Here is a 22,970-nt window from a genome sequence, read left to right as displayed (position 1 = left end):
GGCGAGGGAGCTTGCTCCCGCTGGGGCGCGCAGCGGCCCTGTTTTTGGGACTGCTGCGCCTCCCTCGTCACAGGTTCACTGCCGCCGGGCATCCCATCGAAACTTTCCGGGCCGCGCAACAGTCATCAAAAGACACAGGCGGTACGAGGTCATTGGCACGGGAGGGATACATGACGGCGATCCACATTGGCATTTCCGGCTGGCGCTACACGCCTTGGCGGGGAGATTTCTACCCCAAGGGGCTGACCCAGAAACGGGAACTGCAATTTGCCTCGCGAGCGGTCAACAGTATCGAAATCAATGGATCGTTCTACGCCCTGCAACGCCCCGAACGGTATGCCCAGTGGTATGCCGAGACGCCGCCCGGCTTCGTGTTCAGCGTCAAGGCCCCGCGCTTCATCACCCACATCAGGCGCCTGCGGGACATCCGCAAGCCTTTGGCCAACTTCTTCGCCTCCGGCGTGCTGGAACTCAAGGAAAAACTGGGCGCGATCCTCTGGCAGTTTCCACCCAGCTTCAAATTCGACCCCGAGCTGTTCGAAGACTTCCTCAAGCAATTGCCCCACGACACCGAAGGCGCCGCCGCCCTGGCCCGGGAGCATGAGCCGCGCCTGGACGGCCACGCCAGCACCGAGACCGATAAAAAACGGCCGCTGCGCCACGCCGTGGAAATCCGTCATGAGAGTTTTATCGATCCGCACTTCATCACGTTGCTCAAGCGCTACGACGTGGCCCTGGTGATCGCCGACACGGCCGGCAAATGGCCCTATCGTGAAGACGTCACCAGCGATTTCGTCTACCTGCGCCTGCATGGCGCCGAGGAGCTGTACGCCAGCGGCTACACCGACGAGGCGTTGAAGCGCTGGGGCGACCGGATCGAGGCCTGGAGCCACGGCAAGCAGCCGAGCGACGCGCACCTGATCGACCCGGACAAGAAACCCCGGGCACGCCAGAGCCGGGAAGTATTCTGCTATTTCGACAACGACATCAAAGTCCGCGCGCCCTACGACGCACGCCATTTGCTGGAACATTTCCATCTGGACAAGGACCTCGCCACCGCGCCCGGCCAGCGACCAGCCGAAGGGGTGTTGCCATGAACCGTCCGCAAACCAGCGAAGCGACCTGCGAGCCGACCCGACAAGGGGGGCAGGATCTCGACAGGGTGAGCCGTTTCACCGTGCTGACCGTCAACACCCACAAGGGCTTCACCGCCCTGAACCGGCGCTTCATCCTGCCGGAACTGCGCGAAGCGGTGCGCAGCGTGTCCGCCGACGTGGTGTTCCTGCAGGAAGTCCACGGCACCCACGAACACCATCCCCAGCGCTACAGCAACTGGCCGAGCATGCCGCAATACGAATTCCTCGCCGATACCCTCTGGCCACAGTTCGCCTATGGGCGCAACGCGGTGTACCCGGCGGGCGACCATGGCAATGCGTTGTTGTCGAAATTCCAGATCATTCGCCACGACAACCTGGACGTGTCCATCAGCGGCCACGAAAACCGCGGCATGCTCCACAGCGTGCTGCGCCTGCCGGGCGATGGGCAGGATGTGCATGCCATCTGCGTCCACTTGGGTCTGCGCGAGGGTCATCGTGTCGAGCAACTCAAGCTGCTTCGCCAACGCTTGAGCGAACTGCCGGCCGATGCACCGGTGATCGTTGCCGGCGACTTCAACGATTGGCGCGGCAAAGCCAGTGAACTGCTCGAACCCTGCGGCCTGCGGGAAGTGTTCGCCGAGCAGTGGGGCAAGCCGGCCCGCAGCTTTCCGGCACGCCTGCCGATCCTGCGCCTGGACCGCATCTACGTGCGCAACCTCAAGGCCCATCATCCCAAGGTGTTGAACGTACGACCCTGGTCGCACCTTTCCGACCATGCACCGCTGTCGGTGGAGATCGAATTATGAGCGCGACGATGGACAAGGCGACGGTGGAACAGGTCGACACGACGCCCACCGAACGCAACCCGGCGCTGGCCGATATCGAATACAGCTGGCACGGCAACAATCGCGTCACGTTGCTGGAAAACGGCGAGGAATATTTCCCCAGGGTCTTCGAGGCCATTCGCCGGGCCGAAACAGAAATCCTGCTTGAGACCTTCATTCTGTTCGAGGACAAGGTCGGCTACGAACTGCGGGACCTGCTGGTGGAAGCCGCCCAGCGTGGCGTACGCATCACCGTCAGCCTCGATGGCTTCGGCTGCGGTGAGTTGACCACCGCTTTCCTGGCCTCCTTGAGCGACGCCGGGGTGCGCTTGCAGATGTTCGACCCGGCCCCCCGGCGCTTGGGCATCCGCACCAACTGGTTCCGCCGCCTGCACCGCAAGATCGTGGTGGTGGACGGGGTGATTGCCTTCATCGGCGGGATCAACTTTTCCGCCGACCACTTGGGGGATTTCGGCCCCGAGGCCAAGCAGGACTATTCCGTGGAGATCAAGGGGCCGGCGGTGGTGGACATCCATCACTTCGCCCTGCTGCAAAGCGGCCGTCCGTCCCGGGCCAAGTATTGGTGGCAACGCCGCCGCAGCCGCCGCAACGAACTGGCCTTCAGCGACCATGACGGCCAGGTGCGCCTGGTCTACCGGGATAACCACGAGCATCAGACCGACATCGAAGAGGTCTACCTGCAAGTGCTGCGCAGCGCCCAACGGCGGGTGGTGATCGCCAATGCGTATTTCTTCCCCGGCTACCGGTTGCTGCGCGAGATCCGCAACGCGGCGCGGCGCGGCGTGGAGGTGCGGCTGATCCTGCAAGGGCAACCGGACATGATGATCGCCAAGCTCGCGGCCCGGATGCTCTACAGCTATCTGCTCAAGGCCGGCGTGGTGATCTACGAATACTGCGAGCGGCCGCTGCACGGCAAAGTCGCCTTGGTGGATGAGGACTGGAGCACGGTGGGGTCAAGCAACCTCGACCCGCTGAGCCTGTCGCTGAACCTGGAGGCCAACGTGCTGATCCGGGACCGGACGTTCAACCGCGAGCTGTTCGAGCGCCTCGATTACCTGAGCCGCGAACACTGCACGGTCATGCCCGAAAATCATGCGCCGCGGGGCCTGCTGTGGCGCATGACCATCGGTTTCATGGTGTTCCACTTCTTGCGCCATTTCCCGGCCTGGGCCGGCTGGCTGCCGGCCCATAAACCGCGACTGAAACCTTTTTCACCGCCGACGGCGGTCCGGAGCGAACCCCATGAACCACTCTGAAGCGCACACCGCGCCGAGAGATGCCCATGCGCCGGAACAGGCCAAGCCCAAATCCCGCTGGAGCCGTTGGAAAAGACCGCTGACCCTGGCGTTTTTCCTGCTGTTGATCGTGCTCTTCACCACCCTGGCCCGGCGCATCGATTGGTCCGAGGTGTTCGCCACCCTGGCCGATTTCAAGGTGCGCACCTTGATCATCGCCGCTGCGCTGACCATCACCAGCTTCATCACCTACGCCTGCTTCGATCTGATCGGACGCACCTACATCCGCCAGAAACTCGGTTGGCGGCAGATTTTGCCGGTGGGGGTGATCAGTTATGCCTTCAATCTCAACCTCAGCGCCTGGGTAGGCGGTATCGCCATGCGCTATCGCCTGTATTCGCGGCTGGGCGTCAGCAGCGGGAACATCGCCAAGATCCTCGGCCTGAGCCTGGCCACCAACTGGTTTGGCTACATGACCCTGGCCGGGGTGGTGTTCAGCAGCGGCCTGGTGACCATGCCGCCGGGCTGGAAACTCAGCAGCGATGCGTTGCAAGGCGTGGGCGTACTGTTGTTGCTGGCGAGTGCCGGGTACCTGGCGGCCTGCCGGTTTTCCAAGCGTCGGGCCTGGACCATCCGCGGCATGGAGATCAACCTGCCGTCGCTGCGCATGGCGGTGCTGCAACTGGCGTTGGGCGCACTGAACTGGTCGTTGATGGCGGCGGTGATTTTCACCTTGCTGCCCGGCAAACTGGATTACCCGATGGTGCTCGGGGTGTTGCTGATCAGCAGCATTGCCGGGGTCATCACTCACATTCCGGCGGGGCTCGGGGTGTTGGAGGCGGTGTTCGTTGCCCTGCTGCAACATGAGGTGTCGCGGGGCAGTCTGCTGGCGGGGCTGATCGCTTACCGGGCGATCTATTTCATCCTGCCGTTGCTGATTACCGTGGTGATGTACCTGGTGATCGAGGCGAAGGCCAAGGCGTTGCGGGTCAAGCCTGGGGTCAAGTGAAGTGATGGGTTGCCTGGCCTGGCCTTATCGCGAGCAAGCTCGCTCCCACATTGGATCGGTCGTGAACACACCTATCTCGATCGCCACACACCCTCCTGTGGGAGCGAGCTTGCTCGCGATGAGGCCCCACGATCAGCGCGCCTGAATAATGCTCAACCGCTCTCCCACCACCATTTCCGTGATCCAGTCCACCAGGATCGAGGTGTAGGCCTGTTGTGACACGGGGTCGCTCAAGGCATGGTCGGCGCCGTCGATGATCCGGTGGGTCAGCGAATGGGTCTGCTGGCACGCCGCCCGGTAGCTCATGATGGTGGCATGGGGCACGTAGGCATCGGTCTCGGATTCCACCAGCAACACATCGCCGGTGAACTGCGAGCACGCGTGCAGCGCGCGATTGGTGCTGGCGTGCACCAGGGTGCTGCGGTAATCCAGCAGGTCAGTCTTGTCCAGGTCGCGCTTGGGCGTGTGCCATTGCTCGTCGCGGTACAACGCCGGCACCCGCAGGGCCAGCCAGCGCACCGGGCGCAGCGACGTCAGGATCGAGGCCAGGTAACCGCCATAGCTGGTGCCCACCACGGCAATCGCCGAGGTATCCAGGGCGGGGTGGGCGAGCAAGCGGTCGTATGCCGCCAACAGATCCCGCAGGTTGTCCTCACGGGTCACTCGGGACAACGGGATGCCCGCCCCGCCGGTGTGCCCGCGCAAGTCGAAGGTCAGGCACACGCAACCGAGGCCGGCGATGCCTTTGGCCCGTTCCAGGTCACGCTCCTGGCTGCCGCCCCAGCCGTGTACGAACAACACGCCAGGGACCTTCGATTTGGGGCTCAGGAACGTCCCGTCCATGCGTTCATCGTCTATTTCGATTTGAATGGTTTCACTTCTAGCCGTCATAGGATTGAACCGTTACGTATTTGAGAAGAAAGTCGCTGTTGTGGGCCTCGCCGCGATAAACCTCCCTGGCCCCGGCTGGCAGCGGTTGGTCGAGGTAGGTTTCCACCGAAGACACCCGCACCGCGTTGGTCTCAGGCGTTTCGACGAACACCTGCAACGCCGCCAGTTCGGCGCTGCTGGCCCCGCCCATGCGCCACGACTGTTCCAACACGCCACCACGGGGCTGGCCGGCGGCATCCAGGCCCTGGGCAATGTCGTAATTGCGCCGCGACGCAAAAAAGCTCGGGTAGGCCTGGTTGGCGGCGTCATCGAACACTTGCGCCAGCCGCACCGCCTCGCGCACATCGTCGGGCAGTTCGAGCCGGAGCAACTCGATGTAGCCACCCTGCACCACCAGCAGGTCCGACCCGCCGTACACCTCCAGCCCTTCGCTGTCGTGGGTCAGGTGTTGCACGCCGCAATAGCTCAGGACCTGGCCGTTGATGAAGCTCTGGCCGACGCTCTGGGTCTTGACCTCGTTGAGGTGCTGTTCCAGCACCACCCCTTCACCAAACAGCGCCTGGGCGTCGGGCCCGGCGGCGATCTCATCGAACTGCGCCAGGCTCTTGATCAGCCGTTGACCACGTCCGGCGCAGGCATGGATCGGCTTGATGCGGATCGGCCCGGTGTAGAGCAAATGTTCGGCGGCCGGGCGGGCGTCCATGAGCGAAAAGACCGTCACGCCGTCGAGCACCGCGCCTCGCGTCAGCTTGGCAAACAGCGGCGACCAGCCTTTGGGCGCCACCGCGTCCTTATTCAACAGACCGTGGGTAATCGCCTTGGTGCAGATAAAATCATGCTCGACATACCCACCCCACACATCCTCCGGTCCCTTCACCCCCAGGCGCATCAAGGTTTCGGTGCCGATCAGGGTTTGCGTGGGCAACAGATAAAGATCCTGACCGGCACTGGGGTCATGGCTGTCGCCGTACTCCCAACCCAGGATCTGCGCCAGCCACTGGGCCAGTGCACGGTTGGTCTCGACCTCATGGCGCGGCGCTTGTGGATTGACCGAATAGGCCACGACCCGTTTGTTGCGATTGACTGATGTCATGCGGTGCCCTTCCTCCTGCGCTCGATGGCTTTAGATAAGGATAGGTGCAGAGATCAGGCCAATGATGTCATCGGCAAGGATGGGGCAGCCAAGCGGGCGACTTGTGTGCAGTTGATAGCAACGGGCCTGTTTCATTCTGCACGACACAGGCTTGGCATCCCGCAAATTGCACGATATCCAGCAGCAGACGCAGCACCCTGTGGCGAGGGAGCTTGCTCCCGCTGGGGTGCGCCTGTAGGAGCTGTCGAGTGCAACGAGGCTGCGATCTTTCCATCACCCATTGAGTCTCAAGCGAAAGATCAAAAGATCGCAGGCTTCGCCAGCTCCTACACCCAGCGGGAGCAAGCTCCCTCGCCACAAAGGGTCCAGTGTCAGCCTTTGGGAATGCCCGTCGGGCTCACCCCAAACCTCGCCCGATAATCGCTCGGCGCCAACCCGGTGATTTTCCTGAACGTCGCGCGAAAGGCACTGGGGTCCTGGTAGCCGACGGTCCAGGCAATGTGGTCGATGGTGCCATTGGTGAACTCCAGCATTTCCCGGGCCTTGCCGACCCGCAGGTGCTGGCAGTATTCGGTGGGCTTGAGCCCGGTGGCGGCCCGGAACCGGCGCAGGAAGGTGCGCTCTTCCAGCCCGGCCCGTTCGGCCATCGCACCGAGGGAAACCTCCACCGCGCCGTTGCTTTGCAACCAATGCTGGACCTTGAGAATCGCCGCATCGCCATGGCCGAGGATGGGCGCGAAGTTACTGCCGCACTGGCTCGCGCTGTCGCTGTGTTCGATCACCAGAAATTGCGCGGTGCGCGTGGCGATGCTGGGCCCGAGCAGGCGGTCCACCAGGCGCAGTCCCAGTTCCGACCAGGCCATCAGCCCGGCGGTGGTGATCAAGTCGCCGTCGTCGACAATCGGTTTGTCGGCGTTGAGCTTGATCTTCGGGTAACGGGCGGCGAAATCCTTGGCCGAGCTCCAATGGGTGGTGGCGCTGCGCCCATCGAGCAGGCCACTTTCGGCCAACAGGATCGAGCCAACACACACACCGCCCAACACGGTGCCGCCCGCATGCTGCGCACGCAGCCAATCCATCAGCGTCGGCGAGGCCAGGTCGTCATCGAAGCCGGCGAGGGACGGCGGGATCAGCAACGCCACCAAATGGCCCGCCGGGCCGGTTTCGCTGTCGAACACCCGCCGCGGCGCCTCGCCGTTGTCGGTCTGCCAGTGACTGACCCGCAACCGTGGCAATGGAGCACTGGCGTGCTCGGCCGCGATCCGCTGGGCCACGGCGAACAGATCGGTCAAGCCATGCACCGCCGCCATTTGCGCGCCGGGGTAGATGAGCACGCCAAGCTCGGCGACTGCCCTTTGCTGCGCCATTGTCAGTTTTCCCTCGCTTATTGTCGTTGCGGCCAATCCTCGAACCGGCGGTAAAGGCCAATACTGGCGCCCTACCCCACCTGATCAAGGAAGCCCTCATGTCCAAGCAAGCGCTCATCGTAGTCGATATCCAGAACGACTACTTCCCCCAGGGAAAATGGCCGTTGGTCGGTGCCCATGCCGCCGCCGATAACGCCGCACGGTTGATCGAAGCCTTTCGCCAGGCCGGCGACAGCGTGGTGCACATCCGCCACGAATTCACCTCCGCCGACGCGCCCTTCTTCACCCCAGGCTCCGAAGGCGCACAGTTGCACCCCAAGGTACTCAACCGCGCCGATGAGCCGGTGGTCCTCAAGCACTTCGTCAATTCGTTTCGCGAAACCGAACTGCAAGCACTCCTCGACCAGCACGGCATCGAACAATTGGTGGTGGTCGGCAGCATGAGCCACATGTGCGTCGATGGCGTGGTGCGGGCGGCGGCGGACCTGGGCTACGGCGTCACGGTGATCCACGACGCCTGCGCGACCCTCGACCTGGAGTTCAACGGCGTGGTCGTGCCGGCTGCCCAAGTGCATGCAGCGTTCATGGCAGCGCTGGGGTTTGCCTACGCGAGCGTGGTGAGTACCGAGCAATTCCTGGCCGACCATCAGTAAACCCACGGCACAGCTAAAAAACCGCGCTTCATCACCCAAGTGCGGTTTTGCCTCGGGCATCAACGGCGTGTCTGGAGGCGATCAAGTCTCCAGCACGAGCAACAACCGCGGCATCGTCGCCACGAACCCCATCTGCTGCGCTTCGCGCGTCATCCCCTTCAGCTTCTCGCCGCTGGCTTGATCGGCGTTGCGCAGCCACTGCCCCGCCACATCGATCAACCGCACATGATGGTTGATCCAGGCGCACGACGCCGACTCGGGCAATGCCGCCATCTGTTGCCCATGCCAGATAGCCTTTTCGGTATTACCCGCCAACAGGCAGGTTTCAGCGGCAGCCACGCGAAAGCGCAAGGCGTTGTGGGCCAGGCAGGCTTGGGTGAGCTGGGCTTCGCCCTTCGCCAAGGCCTGCTGGCTGAATGGTCCGTCATCGCTGATCATCGCCAGGCTGCCGTAGACCCAAGGCCCGATGTAGCGCTGCAACTCGAAGCGTTCCACCAGGCTCGCCGCCTCCATGATCAAGGTCTGCGCCAGCCCGCGCTCGCCCTGGCGCAACGCCACCCGCGCCAACCCTTCCAGCAGGATCGCTTCGAAACGGCTGGCGCCAAGGCTGCGCGCCAACGTCAGGGCACTGTTCAGCTCTTGTTCCGCCAAGGCATCCTGGCCGCCCGCCACCAGCACCCAGGCCGCAGTGAGCCGCGAGAAAACCTGCGCTCGATGATTGCCCAGCCGGGCGCTGCATTCGATGGCTTCCATGGCGTCACGCAAGGCGGGCTCTGGCTGACCCAGGTACAACTGCGCCGATCCACGGGCGCTGCGGTTGGCCGCCTCCACGTGTGTCCACCCATTGCGCTCGCACAGGCGTACGCATTGATCGAAGACCTCGTAGGCGGTCTGCATGCGCCCTTGTGCGTAGTAGGAGTCGCCAATGCCACTCAAGGCCTTGGCCTCGGTTTCCAGGTCCCGGCCGATGCGAGCAGAAGACAAAGCCTCTTCGTGAAGGCGGCGACACTCGGCGTAATCACCCCGTGGGAAATAGATATTCCCGCGCAGGTGATTCAACCGGGCAAGCGCCGCATGGGCCTGCATGGACCGGGCGATGGGCAGCATGTCCTCGATCAGGCGCTCCTCCTCGTCCAGGCAATCGAGGGTATTGAGGACTGCCGCCAGCCCCAACGCGGCCTCGATCCGATCCTGCGGCTGCTCGGCCAATGCCAAGGCGCGCTGGAAATGCGCCCGGGCCTCCACGGTCTGGCCCAGGCCCGAGCACGCCTGGCCGCACAGCAACGCGAAGGGGAAATTGCCCTGCGCACGTTCGGCAAACGCCGAGCATTGCCGGGCCAGCGCAAGGACACTGTCGTACTGGCAGGCCAGTCGTTTTTCGCCCATCGCCACCAACAGCGCGTCGAACGCCGCCGGATCGTTGGCCCGCAGCAAATGCTGGGCATAAAGCACCCGGTCGCGCGCGCGATAGAGATTCGCCACCTCACCGTGCAACTGCTCGCGCAGCAACGTGGGCATTGAATCGTAGAGGCAGTGCATGACCAGGTCGTGGACAAACAGATAGCTGCCTGGCTCGACCTCCCGCAACAGCCCCTGGCGCATGTCCGCGGTCGGCAGATAAGCGGGCTGCCCCAGTGCTTCGCGCCACAGCGTCAGCTCGAAGCGATTGCCCAGCACCGCGGCGTAATGCAGGGCGCGACGTTGCTCGGGGGCCAATTTGTCAAAGCGGGTCTGGACCAGATGCCTAAGGCTGTCAGGGAAAACCCCTTGCTGGCTCGACAGCAGTTGCGTCAGGTACAGCGGGTTGCCCTGGGCACGGGCGACACATTCGGCCCGGTAACGCGGATCGACCTCAGTGAATTGCTCCGCCAGGACCGTGGCCTCACGCGCCCGGATCGGCGCGATGTCGAGCAGACTCATGGGGCTGGAGGAATGCGTACGGATTTCGCTTTCCAGCGGATCGCCTTCGGGACGGGACGTCAGCAGCCAGACCACGGGGGCTTCGTCAGTGGCATCGAGCAGCCTGCCCAGCAGCATAAACAGCGTAGCATCGCCCCAGTGCAGGTCTTCGACGCAGATCAGCAAAGGCTGTTGCACCGCGCTGCGCAGCAACACGTCGAGCAAGGCCTGGAACAGCCCCTGGGTACGGGCCTGGTTGCTCATCGCGGCATACAGGGCCGGAGGCTCGGCAGACGACACCCCCGTCAGCACTTGCAAGAACATGCGATGTTCGGCGGCCACTTTCAGGCGGGACAACGCGGCATCCAACAGCGAGGCGCTGACGGACGCCGCGCCCCCCAGGTTGAGCAGGCTGGCCAGCAGTTGCCCCAGGGGCCAAAGGCTGTTGTCCATGCCGAAATCCAGCACATCGCCGCGATGGCAGGCAAAGCCACGCTGCCGGGCCATTTCGAAAAACTCGCTGACCAGACGGGTCTTGCCAATACCCGCCATGCCGCGCACATAGACGATGTGCCCGTCCTGGCATTCCTGGGTGGCCTCGATCACCGCCTTGAACTGCAAGAGCTCGATGGCCCGCCCCACCAACGGGCGCGGCGCGTTTTCGTCGAGGCTGCGCGGGCGCAGGCATTTGCGATAGGCCTGGAACTCATCGTCGCCGGACGAAAACTCAAACCGTGCAGCGAGCTGTTCCAGCAGGTTTTGCGCAACATACACCGGCGCGTGCCCATGACGCTCCAGCAGCGGCTTTTGCGCGAGCAAGACAGGCTCGACCGCAGGCTCCATGGTGTCGGCACTCAGGCGCACAAGCCGCAGTAACAGGGCATGCCCGGACGTGACGAATTGCTCCCGACTCAGGGCCAACGCGCAGAGCAGGCCCCGCTCGCTATCGCTGCGATAGGCCTGTGGCGAACCGAACTGGGCGATCACCACATCCTGCGTCATCCCCAGTGGAACGCCACCGAACTGACGCACCAGGCGCTCGATTTCTTCCATGAACGTCGTCACGGGCAGCCCATCGATCCGAAAGGACAGCTCCAGCACGTAGCGGATGACGCTGTCATCGACCTGTTTCAGCGCCTGTTGCGCAAAGGCCGTCTGGTGCACCGCGTTCATCGTCTGTTGGATGTGCGCCAAAGCCACCGAGGCGGGAGTGCTCAGCAGCTCACTCACATCGACCCCGAAGGCCGTCGCCAAGTGCCGAGCCGTGCGGTAAAGCACCGGCTTGCCGGTTTCGGCCCGCTTGATGGAGGCGATCGAGACGCACAAATGCCGGTTCAGGCAGGCCTCGGCCAGGGTTTCCTGGCTCAGGCCATGCTGTTTGCGCAGGCCTTTCAACGACACGGCGTCCAGCAGGACACGGCCGTCGGATATCGAAGCATCACGCCTGGGCAGGGCAACAAAGGTGTTTGGTCGGGAGTCCATGTCGATAGCCCTTTCAACCCTGGGACAACGGCAGCCGATCGAGTGTACTCCTGCGCCTCGCCCGGGTTAATGAAAAGATGGCATTTTGCCTGATACCAAACTGATACCGGACTGACACCGCTCTGGACTGTCCGCCTATCACCGCCCTCCCGATACTCACTCCCATCAATTGACACCCAGTTGATACAACCTGAGCGATGGGAGAAAGGCGATGAGCGATGGACTGAAGGGCAACGCAGGCGATGACGTGCGGGATATCGGCGGCTCGCAATTACTGGGGCGCGGACTGAACCGGCTCGATTGGGCCGGCGACAGCAAGGAGTGCCTGAAGGTCGGCGATACCGAGTCGGGCAAACGTGCGGTGCCGTACCGGAAAACGTCTTACAACGTGGGGAAAAACGTCACCATGTCCACGGTCGTGGCCAACGACAACTTCTCCACCGAGACGTTTGCCTCCCGCGACGAATTCGAAAGACATACCCAGACGAGTGTCGAAGCCTCCGGCAAATACGGCGCCTTTTCCGCCGGTTTCAAAGCCACCTTCGGCAGCGACATCAAGACGCTCGAAGAGCGTGAAGCCGCGCTCTACAGTCACACGGTGCGGTTATGGAAACTGACCCTCGAGGTCAGCCCCGCCAATGCCACGGAAGCGTTCAAGAAGCGCATCGATGAGTTGCCCAAGGCCTTCGACTCGAGCAATCCGGCGCCATTCTTCAATTTCCTAGTCGACTTCGGTGCCGATATCGTCAGCGAAGTGACTGTCGGTGGTTCGCTGAACTATGCGATGACCGCACTCAAGAGTTTCCTCAGCAAGACCAACACCCTCGATGCCATGGTCAAAGCCGAATACGGCACCTTTGTCAGCGGCAGCGCGACCACCTCGGTCTCGGAAACGGTCAAGAAAAACATCGCCCATCGCAACGCCAACCTGACCACCCGGGGTGGCACGCACGCCATCGCTTTCAACTCAGTGGACCCGAACAATTGCAATGCGGAGTTCGGCAAATGGCGCGAATCGCTGCCCGACGACCCGACCGTCGTGGAGTTGGCAATCGCGCCGGTCTATCGCTTCGTCAAGGAAGGCGAGACCCGTACGGCACTGGAGCAGGCCTACCAGTGGTACACCAGCTACAAGGCGGAAATCGAAGCCACTTGGCAAGACTCGGTGGTTGTCCTCGGCCGCTCCGGGCGGCAAGCCACCTCCAAGGCCGAAGCAACCCGCCCTGCCTTGCGAATGGTGTTCGTCGACAACAAAAGCAAGGAAACCAGCGAAAGCTTCCACTACCCACCCGCTGCGAATGCATCGACCACGGAATTTGAACAGTTCTGGGATGCGCTGGCCCTGCTGCTGAGACAAAAAAACGGGCAAAAATTGCTGATGGCCACTGAGCGCTGGCCGCGCGACGCGCGCTACTACCCGACGTATGCCATGCGTGAGGCCCTGCTGTCCAACGGCGCCAGCGAAGTGTCGCTGATGCGCTGGGACACGCTGACCAAGCACATGCAGCCCAACCCGTTGTCCGGCCTGACCTATGTGCTGGCGGGAAATGACTTCGAGGCACCCGGTGTCGATGGACTCATTGCCGGTTTTGGCCAGGCAGGCAAGGACCTCAACCCAACGGTGAAGGTCAAGGCTCGGTTTTCCCACGACTCGTTCGGCAAGGTCAAGTTGGTAAAAACCGCAACGACCGAGGAAGACCCTCGCACCGCGCTGTACATCGTGCGCAACAATACCGACGCCAAACCGGCCCTGGCGGTCGATCCGCAAAACCGGACCCGTATCGCCATGCAGACGCCGGACAGGCACAATCCAGGGCAATACTGGTACATGCCCGAGCTGGAAAAACCTTATCCGGAAATCAACCACCCGGTGCTGCTGATCAACTACGAGACGGGAACCTGCCTGCAGGGCATGCACGACCAGGGCGACTGCCGGCTCAAGCCCATCGAACCGGGTCGCCAGCAGGACGACGTCATCTGGGACCGACGCGGCGATGAGGTATTTCACCTGTTGATGGTCTACTACTGGATGGACGCCCTGTGCCTGACCCAGGTTGAAAAGCGCGCCGCCGTCCGGCCGTGGCGCCAACCTCACGGCATGGACTGGTTGCGTGAGCAGCATCGTCCGTACAGTTGACACCCGATAGTGACATCCCCTGTGGGAGCGAGCTTGCTCGCGATAGCGCTGCTTCAGCTTGCTTCAATGTTGAATGTGCCGCCGCCATCGCGAGCAAGCTCGCTCCCACAGGTTCATCGGGCGATTGAGCGCCCTTTTCTCTAGCCTTCTTGCGTGCGTGGTCCCCATACGATGCAAGTCTTCAACAGTGTTCCCTTTATCGGCGATGGCGTGGAAACCGCCCTCGATCCCCGCCGGTTTCCCTACCTGTTCAACGACCATGGCCTGGCACGACCGAGTGTCCAGGAGCGCGGCCACCCGATCCAGCTCAGCCCCGAGAACCCGGCCCTGTCCCTGGGCACTCGCTACTCGGGCATCAGTTGGCGGGACCGTGAGGTTGCAACGAACAGCGGTTCCTACTGGATCAAGACGTTCGACTTCCACGCCAGCGAAGTGCACTACGCACCGATCTGGGCAACCAAGGAAACGGCGCAGGCCTTTGGCATGACCCTGCTCGGCAACGGCGAATGCCTGCGTTTCGAATACGACCAACTGATCCTGGGCCAATACACCTACGGGAAATGGGCCGGCCACCAGTCGCCCTACCTGGGCCCGGCGCGCCAGCGCGAGCTGCTGACCTACAACCCGACCGACCTCGAATACCACAACTTCCCCCACGCGTTCTTTTCCCGTTATGGCCGCCTGCCGCTGGTGATCAGCGTCGCCCGCTGGCGGCCTGCGTCAAGGGAAATCCATTTGGCCGACCTATAGCTGCGGCCCGGCGATGCGCTGGTCCTGCCGCCCAAGCACTACCCCGACATCGCCCCCAGTGACGCCCATGGCGTCGAAAACTGGCCATCCGTCGTGGACCTGCACGGCAATCGAAACTCGGCGCTGGCCTGCTGGTTCGGGGAAGGTGAAGACTGTTTGCTGACGGAGACAATCCTGGCCAATTCGACCTTGATGAGCTCTCCCCAGGGCAAACCGCACTATCACGAAGAAAAAGCGCCGACGCGGCATGAATTACCGGCGGACTATCGGCCGTGAGGGGTGATAGCACGGCAAGTCAGACAGATAAAACCTGGATTGGCGGGGGCCAGGAAGAACCCAACCTCGGGCGAACCGTTTTTTACTAGGCGTACTTGAAGAATAACGATAAGAATGGCCGGGCATTTTTCCCAAGAGCCAGCCGTATGAAACGCAAACGCCCGCCGCGCCTGGTCGAATCCCCGTTCCCGACCGCTACATCAGCGCCACCGCACCCGCCCACGTGGGATTGCTCAAGCGAGATATCGAGGCCGGGATACCTGGGCACGATGGTGTATGCCGTGGTGATACTGCTGGCCTTGCCGGTCTACGGGCTGGCAGTGCTATCGACGAAGCTGTTTCATGTCGGACAAAACCTGTCGCCCATCCACACAAGAGTGATCGAGGACCCTCTGTTCATAGCGCTCATGTTAATCAGCGCATTCGCGGCCGTCTGCGTGCTCAACTGGCTGGCATCCGAACCTAAGGTGCTCGGCTTCTGCTTTGACGAACGCCAGCAACGCCTCACCTTCACCCAACGCCGCCCTGCCCGGCAAACCACCGACGAATGCGTGCCGTACAGCGACATCCATTACATCAAGCCTTACAAAACGACCGCTTCCGCCAACATCTGTCACTTTGTGGTGGGCTTCGCCGGAGGCGATGGCAAAGCCATCGCACTTCGGGTAGGGGTTGATCTGACGGATCAGGACATGGCGTTTCATGCCGCGTGGTTGAGTCAGTCGATTGGCGAGAGGATGCAGGAGGTATTGGACCTGGATCTGTGAGCAAGACCGGGCTTGCCCGTGTCCCCAAATTCACGAATCGGTTTGCGCCAGACAAATAAAAAGCCCCAAGTGCTGAGCGCTTGGGGCTTTCGTGACCTACCTGCGTAATCCGCTCAGGCGAGGATCAGAACGGGATATCGTCATCGAAGCTGTCGAAATCCGGAGCCGGTTGCGGCGCGGCCTGTTGTGGGGCCGGACGCTCACGTTGTGGCTGTGGTGCCGACTGTGGACGAGGCGCCTGCTGACGCGGGGCCGGAGCCGACTGCTGGTAGTTGTTGCCACCTTGTTGCTGGTCGCCCTGTGGACGGCCACCCAGCAATTGCATGGTGCCTTGCATGTCGACCACGATTTCGGTGGTGTAGCGCTTGATGCCGTCTTTTTCCCACTCGCGGGTCTGCAGCTTGCCTTCGATGTACACCTGCGAACCCTTGCGCAGGTATTCGCCGGCAATCTCGGCCACCTTGCCGAACATCGACACGCGGTGCCATTCGGTCTTCTCGACCTTCTGGCCGGTCTGCTTGTCGGTCCACTGTTCGCTGGTCGCCAGACTCAGGTTGGTCACGGCGTTGCCGTTCGGCAGGTAGCGAACTTCGGGATCCTGGCCGCAAGTACCGACCAATATGACTTTGTTAACCCCACGGGCCATAACGTTCTCCTAGGCTTCGCACGTGGTCGGGGCCGGGTTGTTCACCAGGCGCTCGAGCGTCGCGCGATCCAATAATTCGGTGTCGAGTTTGATATACACGGCCGCCTCGTCGGCGACCACCACTGCATCGGTTACTCCAACGACGGCCTTCAGACGCTCGGTCAGGCCAGCCTCACGAATCGCCTCGGGCGATAAGGGCAAGCGCAGGCTCGTCACATAGGGAGGTTCGCGCATGGTAACAGCAAAGGCTAACCAAAGTGCAGCCAGCGCGGCGCATCCCAGGAACACAACCGACAAACCGCCATGCTGGAACAGCCAGCCGCCGAGGATCCCGCCCAACGCCGAGCCCAGGAACTGGCTGGTGGAGTAGACCCCCATCGCCGTGCCCTTGCCGCCCGCCGGCGAAACCTTGCTGATCAGCGACGGCAGCGAGGCTTCCAGCAGATTGAACGCGGTGAAGAACACCACCGTGCCGATCACCAGGGCCCGCAAGCTATCGCCGAACTGCCAGAAGAATAGCTCAGTGAGCATCAGCGTCACGACGGCGCCGAGCAAAACTCGTTTCATTTTGCGTCGTTTCTCGCCATAGATGATGAACGGGATCATGGCGAAGAACGATATCAGCAACGCGGTCAGGTAAACCCACCAGTGCTGTTCCTTGGGCAGGCCGGCCTTCTCGACCAGGGCCAGCGGCAAGGCCACGAAGCTGGACATCAGCATGGCGTGGAGCACGAAAATACCCAGGTCCAGGCGCAGCAGGTCCGGGTGCTTGAGCGTCGGGATCAATGCCTGGCGCGCCACCCCGGATTCCCGGTGCTGCAACGGCCCGGTGGCGCGCGGCACCATGAACGCCACGATCAGGATCCCCACCAGTGCCATGGCACCGGTCGCCAGGAACAGGCCCGACAAACCAAAGGCCCGGGTCAGCAAGGGACCGACCACCATGGCCACGGCGAACGACAGACCGATGGTCATGCCGATCATGGCCATGGCCTTGGTCCGATGCTGTTCGCGGGTCAGGTCCGACAGCAGCGCCATGACGGCCGCGGAAATGGCCCCGGCCCCCTGCAGGATGCGTCCGGCGATCACGCCCCAGATCGAGTCGGCATTGGCCGCCAGCACGCTGCCGAGGGCGAAGACGATCAGCCCCAGGTAGATAACCGGACGCCGGCCGATTCGGTCGGAAATGATCCCGAACGGGATCTGGAAGATCGCCTGGGTCAGGCCATAAGCGCCAATCGCCAGGCCGATGAGGGCCGGGGTGGCGCCTGCCAGGTCCATGCCATAGGTCGCCAGCACCGGCAACACCATGAACATGCCCAGCATACGGAAGGCGAACACCAGGGCCAGACCGCTTGCTGCGCGTGTCTCGCCACGACTCATGCGTTCGCTGTGGGGATCTTGCATGGAAAAACCTCATGTGAACCGGCGGCGATTCTACCAGTCCCATCGATTGAGAGGGTATATGGCGACCGTTTGCCGCGCAGTCTTCATGTATGGCTGCAATCGCGCCTTCAATAGTGTGCATCCATCCAGTATTTGCCCGTATACTCCTACGTTTTCGACGCCCGCCGAGCGAGGCCACTTTGGACAAGATCCTGATTCGTGGGGCCCGTACCCACAACCTGAAGAATATCGACCTGACCCTGCCACGGGACAAGCTGATCGTCATCACCGGCCTGTCCGGATCCGGCAAATCATCCCTGGCCTTCGACACGTTGTACGCTGAAGGCCAGCGACGCTATGTCGAATCGCTGTCGGCCTATGCCCGGCAGTTCCTGTCGATGATGGAAAAACCCGACGTCGACACCATCGAAGGCCTGTCGCCGGCAATCTCCATCGAACAGAAGTCGACCTCCCATAACCCGCGGTCGACGGTCGGCACCATCACCGAGATCTACGACTACCTGCGCCTGCTGTATGCGCGGGTCGGCATTCCTCGCTGCCCCGACCACGACATTCCCCTGGAAGCCCAGACCGTCAGCCAGATGGTCGACCTGGTGCTGGCCCAGCCCGAAGGCAGCAAGCTGATGCTGCTGGCCCCGGTGGTTCGCGAGCGCAAGGGCGAACACCTGATGGTGTTCGAAGAACTGCGCGCCCAAGGCTTCGTGCGGGCCCGGGTCAACGGCAAGCTGTGCGAGCTGGACGAACTGCCGAAGCTGGATAAACAGAAGAAGCACTCGATCGATGTGGTGGTCGACCGCTTCAAGGTCCGCGCCGACTTGCAGCAGCGGTTGGCCGAGTCCTTCGAGACCGCCCTGAAACTGGCCGACGGCATCGCCCTGGTCGCACCGATGGACGACGAGCCCGGCGAGGAGATCATTTTCTCCGCACGTTTCGCCTGCCCGATCTGCGGCCATGCCATCAGCGAGCTGGAACCCAAGCTGTTCTCCTTCAACAACCCGGCGGGCGCCTGCCCGACGTGCGACGGCCTGGGGGTCAAGCAGTTCTTCGACACCAAGCGCCTGGTCAATGGCGAGCTGACCCTGGCCGAAGGGGCGATTCGCGGCTGGGACCGGCGCAACGTCTATTACTTCCAGATGCTCGGCTCGCTGGCGGCCCATTACAAGTTCAGCCTGGACAAGCCGTTCAACGAGTTGCCCGCCGACCAGCAGAAATCCATCCTGCACGGCAGTGGCTCGCAGAATGTCGACTTCAAATACCTCAACGACCGTGGCGACATCGTCAAGCGTTCCCACCCGTTCGAAGGCATCGTGCCGAACCTGGAGCGACGCTACCGCGAGACCGAATCGGCCAGCGTGCGCGAAGAACTGGCCAAGTTCCTCAGCACCCAGCCCTGCCCCGATTGCCGTGGCACCCGTCTGCGTCGCGAAGCGCGGCATGTGTGGGTCGGCGAGAAGACGCTGCCGGCGGTGACCAACCTGCCGATTGGCGACGCCACCGATTACTTCGGCGGCTTGAAGCTCACCGGTCGTCGTGGCGAAATAGCCGACAAGATCCTCAAGGAAATCCGCGAGCGCCTGCAGTTCCTGGTGAACGTCGGCCTGGACTACCTGACCCTCGATCGCAGCGCAGACACCTTGTCTGGCGGCGAAGCCCAGCGTATCCGCCTCGCCAGCCAGATCGGCGCCGGCCTGGTGGGGGTGATGTACATCCTCGACGAACCGTCCATCGGCCTGCACCAGCGGGACAACGACCGGTTGCTCGGGACCCTGAAGCACCTGCGGGACATCGGCAACACGGTGATCGTGGTCGAGCACGACGAGGACGCCATCCGCCTGGCGGACTACGTGGTGGACATCGGCCCGGGCGCGGGCGTCCATGGCGGGCATATCGTTGCCCAGGGCACGGCTGCCGAAGTCATGGCGCACCCTGACTCGCTGACGGGCAAATACCTGTCGGGCCGAGTCAAGATCAAGGTCCCGGCCAAACGCACGCCGCGCAACAAGAAGCTGTCGCTGACCCTCAAGGGCGCCCGTGGCAACAACCTGCGCAACGTCGACCTGGAAATCCCGATCGGCCTGCTGACCTGCGTGACCGGCGTGTCCGGCTCCGGCAAGTCGACGCTGATCAACAACACCCTGTTTCCCCTCAGCGCCACGGCCCTGAACGGCGCCACCACCCTCGAAGCTGCCGCCCACGACAGCATCAAGGGCCTGGAGCACCTGGACAAGGTGGTCGACATCGACCAGAGCCCAATTGGTCGTACGCCGCGCTCCAACCCGGCGACCTATACCGGGTTGTTCACACCGATCCGCGAACTGTTCGCCGGCGTGCCGGAGTCCCGCTCCCGAGGCTACGGCCCAGGGCGCTTCTCGTTCAACGTCAAGGGCGGGCGCTGCGAGGCCTGCCAGGGCGATGGCCTGATCAAGGTGGAAATGCACTTCCTGCCCGACATCTACGTGCCGTGCGATGTGTGCAAGAGCAAGCGCTACAACCGCGAGACCCTGGAGATCAAATACAAGGGCAAGAACATCCACGAAACCCTGGAGATGACCATCGAAGAAGCCCGGGTGTTCTTCGATGCGGTGCCGGCCCTGGCGCGCAAGCTCCAGACGCTGATGGATGTCGGCCTGTCGTACATCAAGCTGGGGCAGTCGGCAACGACCCTGTCCGGCGGTGAAGCCCAGCGGGTCAAGTTGTCCCGCGAGCTGTCCAAGCGCGACACCGGCAAGACCCTGTATATCCTCGACGAGCCGACCACCGGCCTGCACTTCGCCGATATCCAGCAATTGCTCGACGTGCTGCATCGCCTTCGCGATCACGGCAACACCGTGGTGGTGATCGAACACAACCTGGACGTGATCAAGACGGCTGACTGGCTGGTGGACCTGGGGCCGGAAGGCGGTTCCAAGGGCGGCCAGATCATTGCCGTGGGCACGCCTGAACAAGTGGCCGAAATGAAGCAGTCCTACACCGGTTACTACCTCAAGCCGTTGCTGGAGCGTGATCGGGACTGATTTCACCCGGGCACGAAAAAGCCCCTGTCATCTCTTCGATGGCAGGGGCTTTTTGCTTTTCTTCTGTGGGAGCGAGCTTGCTCGCGATAGCGCGGTGTCAGTTTGCATTTATGCGACGATTTAACCGCAATCGCGAGCAAGCTCGCTCCACACGCGATCAGAACTGTGATTGCAGGTAGTTTTCCAGGCCAATCAACTTGATCAGACCCAACTGCTTCTCCAGCCAGTAGGTGTGGTCTTCTTCGGTGTCGTTAAGCTGGATACGCAGGATCTCGCGGGTCACATAGTCGTTGTGCTGCTCGCAGAGCTCGATGCCTTTGCACAGCGCGGCGCGGACTTTGTATTCCAGGCGCAGGTCAGCGGCCAACATATCGGGCACGGTGGTCCCGACATCCAAGTCATCCGGACGCATCCGCGGCGTGCCTTCGAGCATCAGGATCCGGCGCATCAATGCATCGGCGTGCTGGGCTTCTTCTTCCATCTCATGGTTGATACGTTCGTAGAGCTCGGTGAAACCCCAGTCCTCGTACATCCGCGAGTGGATGAAATATTGATCACGGGCTGCCAGTTCGCCTGTCAGCAACGTGTTGAGGTAATCGATTACATCTGGGTGACCTTGCATCGCCCTACATCTCCACAAGCTTTGAAGGCTCTAGTTTGAACCAACCTGACGGAGAGGTCACTCGTTCATCGCAATAAAAGTGAAGAAAATCCGAGAAAACCGGGCTAAATAACGCAAAAACCGCCCAAATGAGGGCGGTTCTGCTTCTCGTTTAGACTTAGTTAAGCTGTACGCCCAACGCCTTTGCGATACCTTCTCCATAAGCGGCGTCCGCCCTGAAGAAATGCTGGAGCTGACGGTCAACGACATCCGCCGATACACCGGCCATCGCGCCGGCGATATTGTTGATCAGCAACGCTTTCTGCTCGTCGCTCATCAAACGGAACAGCGCACCGGCGTGGCTGTAGTAGTCCGTGTCTTCGCGATGATCGTAACGATCCGCCGCGCCACTGAGGGCCAGTGCCGGCTCCGCATAACGCGGCGCCTGCTTCGGTGCCTCCACATAGCTGTTAGGCTCGTAGTTCGGAGCCGCCCCGCCATTGCTGCCAAACGCCATGGCACCGTCGCGCTGATAAGTGTTGACCGGGCTACGTGGCGCATTCACCGGCAACTGCTGGTGATTGGTGCCCACACGGTAGCGGTGCGCATCGGCGTAGGCGAAGACACGGCCCTGCAGCATGCGATCCGGCGAGAGACCAACCCCTGGCACCATGTTGCTCGGGCCAAACGCCGCCTGCTCGACTTCAGCGAAGTAATTCAGCGGGTTGCGGTTGAGTTCGAGCACACCCACTTCGATCAACGGAAACTCTTTCTGCGACCAGGTCTTGGTCACGTCGAACGGGTTCTCGTAATGGGCCGCGGCCTGGGCCTCGCTCATGATCTGGATGCAGACGCGCCATTTCGGGAAGTCACCGCGCTCAATGGCCTCGAACAAGTCACGCTGGGCATAATCCGGGTCGGTACCCGCCAGGCGTGCCGCTTCTGCCGGCGCAAGGTTCTTGATGCCTTGCAGGGTCTTGTAGTGCCACTTCACCCAGTGCCGCTCACCCTGTGCGCTGATCAGGCTGTAGGTGTGGCTGCCGAAGCCGTGCATGTGGCGGTAGCCATCCGGAATACCTCGGTCGGAAAACAGGATGGTGACCTGGTGCAGCGCCTCAGGCGAATGGGACCAGAAATCCCACATCGCCTGGGCACTTTTCAGGTTGCTTTGCGGCAGACGCTTCTGGGTGTGGATAAAATCCGGAAATTTCAACGGATCACGGATGAAGAACACCGGCGTGTTGTTGCCAACGATGTCCCAGTTGCCTTCCTCGGTGTAGAACTTCAGGGCGAAACCCCGCGGATCGCGTTCAGTGTCGGCCGAACCACGCTCGCCACCCACGGTGGAGAACCGCAGGAAGGTCGGTGTTTGCTTGCCGATCGACTCGAACAACTTGGCGCTGGTGTACTGGGTGATGTCCTGGGTGACGGTAAAGGTGCCGTAGGCCCCCGATCCTTTGGCGTGCACGCGACGCTCGGGAATGTTCTCGCGGTTGAAGTGAGCAAGCTTTTCGATCAGGTGAAAATCGTCGAGCAGCAGCGGGCCGCGCGGGCCGGCGGAACGAGAGTTCTGGTTATCGGCGACAGGAGCGCCGCTGGCGGTCGTAAGCGTTTTGGTCTGGCTCATGCTCAATCTTCCTAGGTCGGTCTTCAAACTGCCGGCTAATCGGCTGGAAAGGAGTATCGATCATGTTAGTGACAGTATCCAAATTCATTAAATCATGGACATCGATAGTCATTATCTAATGCTGAAGACTTGCCGATAGCCGAACCAGGCGAAACGGTCCGGGCACTTTTCAGC

At 62.1% G+C, this 22,970-nt stretch carries 18 protein-coding genes; 10 read left to right on the top strand and 8 right to left on the bottom strand.

What is annotated here, in order from left to right; translation table 11 throughout:
• Positions 1–170 precede the first annotated feature (170 nt).
• From AO356_RS14875 to AO356_RS14860, 4 genes are read left to right on the top strand one after another with little or no spacing between them, the layout of a single operon-like run.
• Positions 171–1,097, top strand: coding sequence for a DUF72 domain-containing protein (locus AO356_RS14875; RefSeq protein ID WP_060740405.1), 927 nt, complete (start codon positions 171–173; stop codon positions 1,095–1,097).
• Entirely contained in the window at positions 1,094–1,903 is an 810-nt protein-coding gene (locus AO356_RS14870) for an endonuclease/exonuclease/phosphatase family protein (RefSeq protein ID WP_060740404.1), read from the top strand. The genes AO356_RS14875 and AO356_RS14870 overlap by 4 nt, the downstream gene beginning before the upstream one ends.
• Positions 1,900–3,198, top strand: a complete 1,299-nt coding sequence (gene clsB / locus AO356_RS14865) for a cardiolipin synthase ClsB (RefSeq protein WP_060740403.1) — start codon at positions 1,900–1,902, stop codon at positions 3,196–3,198. The genes AO356_RS14870 and clsB overlap by 4 nt, the downstream gene beginning before the upstream one ends.
• Entirely contained in the window at positions 3,185–4,186 is a 1,002-nt protein-coding gene (locus tag AO356_RS14860) for a lysylphosphatidylglycerol synthase domain-containing protein (protein WP_060740402.1), read from the top strand. Before clsB ends, AO356_RS14860 begins: the two co-directional genes overlap by 14 nt.
• 132 nt (positions 4,187–4,318) lie before the next feature.
• Here AO356_RS14860 and AO356_RS14855 read toward each other — a convergent pair whose 3' ends face one another.
• The 3 genes from AO356_RS14855 to AO356_RS14845 all read right to left on the bottom strand — a co-directional run bounded on the left by AO356_RS14855 (position 4,319) and on the right by AO356_RS14845 (position 7,537).
• Positions 4,319–5,077 carry an alpha/beta hydrolase family protein gene (locus AO356_RS14855; RefSeq protein ID WP_060740401.1) on the bottom strand — a complete coding sequence of 253 codons (759 nt, stop codon included), beginning with the start codon at positions 5,075–5,077 and terminating at the stop codon, positions 4,319–4,321.
• Complete coding sequence (locus AO356_RS14850; protein ID WP_060740400.1) at positions 5,067–6,170, bottom strand: DUF3182 family protein; 1,104 nt, start codon at positions 6,168–6,170, stop codon at positions 5,067–5,069. The genes AO356_RS14855 and AO356_RS14850 overlap by 11 nt, the downstream gene beginning before the upstream one ends.
• 371 nt (positions 6,171–6,541) lie before the next feature.
• Complete coding sequence (locus tag AO356_RS14845) at positions 6,542–7,537, bottom strand: GlxA family transcriptional regulator (RefSeq protein ID WP_060740399.1); 996 nt, start codon at positions 7,535–7,537, stop codon at positions 6,542–6,544.
• A gap of 98 nt (positions 7,538–7,635) precedes the next feature.
• Here AO356_RS14845 and AO356_RS14840 point away from each other — a divergent pair, with 98 nt between their 5' ends.
• A complete protein-coding gene (locus tag AO356_RS14840; protein ID WP_060740398.1) occupies positions 7,636–8,190 on the top strand; it encodes a cysteine hydrolase family protein in 555 nt (184 codons plus the stop codon).
• An 81-nt stretch (positions 8,191–8,271) separates the two neighbouring features.
• On the opposite strand, the gene AO356_RS14835 is transcribed toward AO356_RS14840, so the two are convergent.
• The gene (locus AO356_RS14835) at positions 8,272–11,571 is read right to left on the bottom strand and encodes an AAA family ATPase (RefSeq protein ID WP_060740397.1); all 3,300 of its coding nucleotides are present in this window, start codon (positions 11,569–11,571) and stop codon (positions 8,272–8,274) included.
• 211 nt (positions 11,572–11,782) lie between these two features.
• Here AO356_RS14835 and AO356_RS14830 point away from each other — a divergent pair, with 211 nt between their 5' ends.
• The 4 genes from AO356_RS14830 (at position 11,783) to AO356_RS14820 (ending at position 15,501) form a co-directional block, all read left to right on the top strand.
• Positions 11,783–13,708 carry an MAC/perforin domain-containing protein gene (locus AO356_RS14830; RefSeq protein WP_060740396.1) on the top strand — a complete coding sequence of 642 codons (1,926 nt, stop codon included), beginning with the start codon at positions 11,783–11,785 and terminating at the stop codon, positions 13,706–13,708.
• A gap of 171 nt (positions 13,709–13,879) precedes the next feature.
• Positions 13,880–14,458, top strand: a complete 579-nt coding sequence (locus tag AO356_RS14825; protein ID WP_237140816.1) for a hypothetical protein — start codon at positions 13,880–13,882, stop codon at positions 14,456–14,458.
• Between the two features lie 93 nt (positions 14,459–14,551).
• Entirely contained in the window at positions 14,552–14,734 is a 183-nt protein-coding gene (locus AO356_RS33065) for a hypothetical protein (protein WP_237140815.1), read from the top strand.
• Between the two features lie 146 nt (positions 14,735–14,880).
• Entirely contained in the window at positions 14,881–15,501 is a 621-nt protein-coding gene (locus AO356_RS14820) for a hypothetical protein (RefSeq protein ID WP_203225781.1), read from the top strand.
• A 124-nt stretch (positions 15,502–15,625) separates the two neighbouring features.
• Here AO356_RS14820 and AO356_RS14815 read toward each other — a convergent pair whose 3' ends face one another.
• Both AO356_RS14815 and AO356_RS14810 read right to left on the bottom strand, forming a co-directional pair.
• Complete coding sequence (locus tag AO356_RS14815) at positions 15,626–16,147, bottom strand: single-stranded DNA-binding protein (RefSeq protein WP_003206078.1); 522 nt, start codon at positions 16,145–16,147, stop codon at positions 15,626–15,628.
• 9 nt (positions 16,148–16,156) lie between these two features.
• The gene (locus tag AO356_RS14810) at positions 16,157–17,554 is read right to left on the bottom strand and encodes an MFS transporter (RefSeq protein WP_053125859.1); all 1,398 of its coding nucleotides are present in this window, start codon (positions 17,552–17,554) and stop codon (positions 16,157–16,159) included.
• A gap of 179 nt (positions 17,555–17,733) precedes the next feature.
• Here AO356_RS14810 and uvrA point away from each other — a divergent pair, with 179 nt between their 5' ends.
• Positions 17,734–20,568: an excinuclease ABC subunit UvrA gene (gene uvrA / locus AO356_RS14805; protein WP_060740395.1), complete on the top strand. Its 2,835-nt coding sequence runs from the start codon at positions 17,734–17,736 to the stop codon at positions 20,566–20,568.
• 157 nt (positions 20,569–20,725) lie between these two features.
• Here uvrA and bfr read toward each other — a convergent pair whose 3' ends face one another.
• Together bfr and AO356_RS14795 are read right to left on the bottom strand one after the other, a co-directional pair.
• The gene (bfr, locus tag AO356_RS14800; RefSeq protein ID WP_003186005.1) at positions 20,726–21,190 is read right to left on the bottom strand and encodes a bacterioferritin; all 465 of its coding nucleotides are present in this window, start codon (positions 21,188–21,190) and stop codon (positions 20,726–20,728) included.
• A 157-nt stretch (positions 21,191–21,347) separates the two neighbouring features.
• Positions 21,348–22,796, bottom strand: coding sequence for a catalase (locus AO356_RS14795; protein ID WP_060740394.1), 1,449 nt, complete (start codon positions 22,794–22,796; stop codon positions 21,348–21,350).
• Positions 22,797–22,970 lie beyond the last annotated feature (174 nt).

Origin of the sequence: Pseudomonas fluorescens, from assembly GCF_001307275.1 — a bacterium.
GTDB classification, from domain to species: domain Bacteria; phylum Pseudomonadota; class Gammaproteobacteria; order Pseudomonadales; family Pseudomonadaceae; genus Aquipseudomonas; species Aquipseudomonas fluorescens_AA.
This window is presented reverse-complemented; position numbering and strand designations above follow the sequence as displayed.

Bases quoted from the DNA above. Each gene is read 5' to 3' on its own strand.
- AO356_RS14875 (WP_060740405.1), top strand. From the start codon at position 171: ATGACGGCGATCCACATTGGCATTTCCGGCTGGCGCTACACGCCTTGG.
- AO356_RS14870 (WP_060740404.1), top strand. From the start codon at position 1,094: ATGAACCGTCCGCAAACCAGCGAAGCGACCTGCGAGCCGACCCGACAA.
- clsB (WP_060740403.1), top strand. From the start codon at position 1,900: ATGAGCGCGACGATGGACAAGGCGACGGTGGAACAGGTCGACACGACG.
- AO356_RS14860 (WP_060740402.1), top strand. From the start codon at position 3,185: ATGAACCACTCTGAAGCGCACACCGCGCCGAGAGATGCCCATGCGCCG.
- AO356_RS14855 (WP_060740401.1), bottom strand. From the start codon at position 5,077: ATGACGGCTAGAAGTGAAACCATTCAAATCGAAATAGACGATGAACGC.
- AO356_RS14850 (WP_060740400.1), bottom strand. From the start codon at position 6,170: ATGACATCAGTCAATCGCAACAAACGGGTCGTGGCCTATTCGGTCAAT.
- AO356_RS14845 (WP_060740399.1), bottom strand. From the start codon at position 7,537: ATGGCGCAGCAAAGGGCAGTCGCCGAGCTTGGCGTGCTCATCTACCCC.
- AO356_RS14840 (WP_060740398.1), top strand. From the start codon at position 7,636: ATGTCCAAGCAAGCGCTCATCGTAGTCGATATCCAGAACGACTACTTC.
- AO356_RS14835 (WP_060740397.1), bottom strand. From the start codon at position 11,571: ATGGACTCCCGACCAAACACCTTTGTTGCCCTGCCCAGGCGTGATGCT.
- AO356_RS14830 (WP_060740396.1), top strand. From the start codon at position 11,783: ATGAGCGATGGACTGAAGGGCAACGCAGGCGATGACGTGCGGGATATC.
- AO356_RS14825 (WP_237140816.1), top strand. From the start codon at position 13,880: ATGCAAGTCTTCAACAGTGTTCCCTTTATCGGCGATGGCGTGGAAACC.
- AO356_RS14820 (WP_203225781.1), top strand. From the start codon at position 14,881: ATGAAACGCAAACGCCCGCCGCGCCTGGTCGAATCCCCGTTCCCGACC.
- AO356_RS14815 (WP_003206078.1), bottom strand. From the start codon at position 16,147: ATGGCCCGTGGGGTTAACAAAGTCATATTGGTCGGTACTTGCGGCCAG.
- AO356_RS14810 (WP_053125859.1), bottom strand. From the start codon at position 17,554: ATGCAAGATCCCCACAGCGAACGCATGAGTCGTGGCGAGACACGCGCA.
- bfr (WP_003186005.1), bottom strand. From the start codon at position 21,190: ATGCAAGGTCACCCAGATGTAATCGATTACCTCAACACGTTGCTGACA.
- AO356_RS14795 (WP_060740394.1), bottom strand. From the start codon at position 22,796: ATGAGCCAGACCAAAACGCTTACGACCGCCAGCGGCGCTCCTGTCGCC.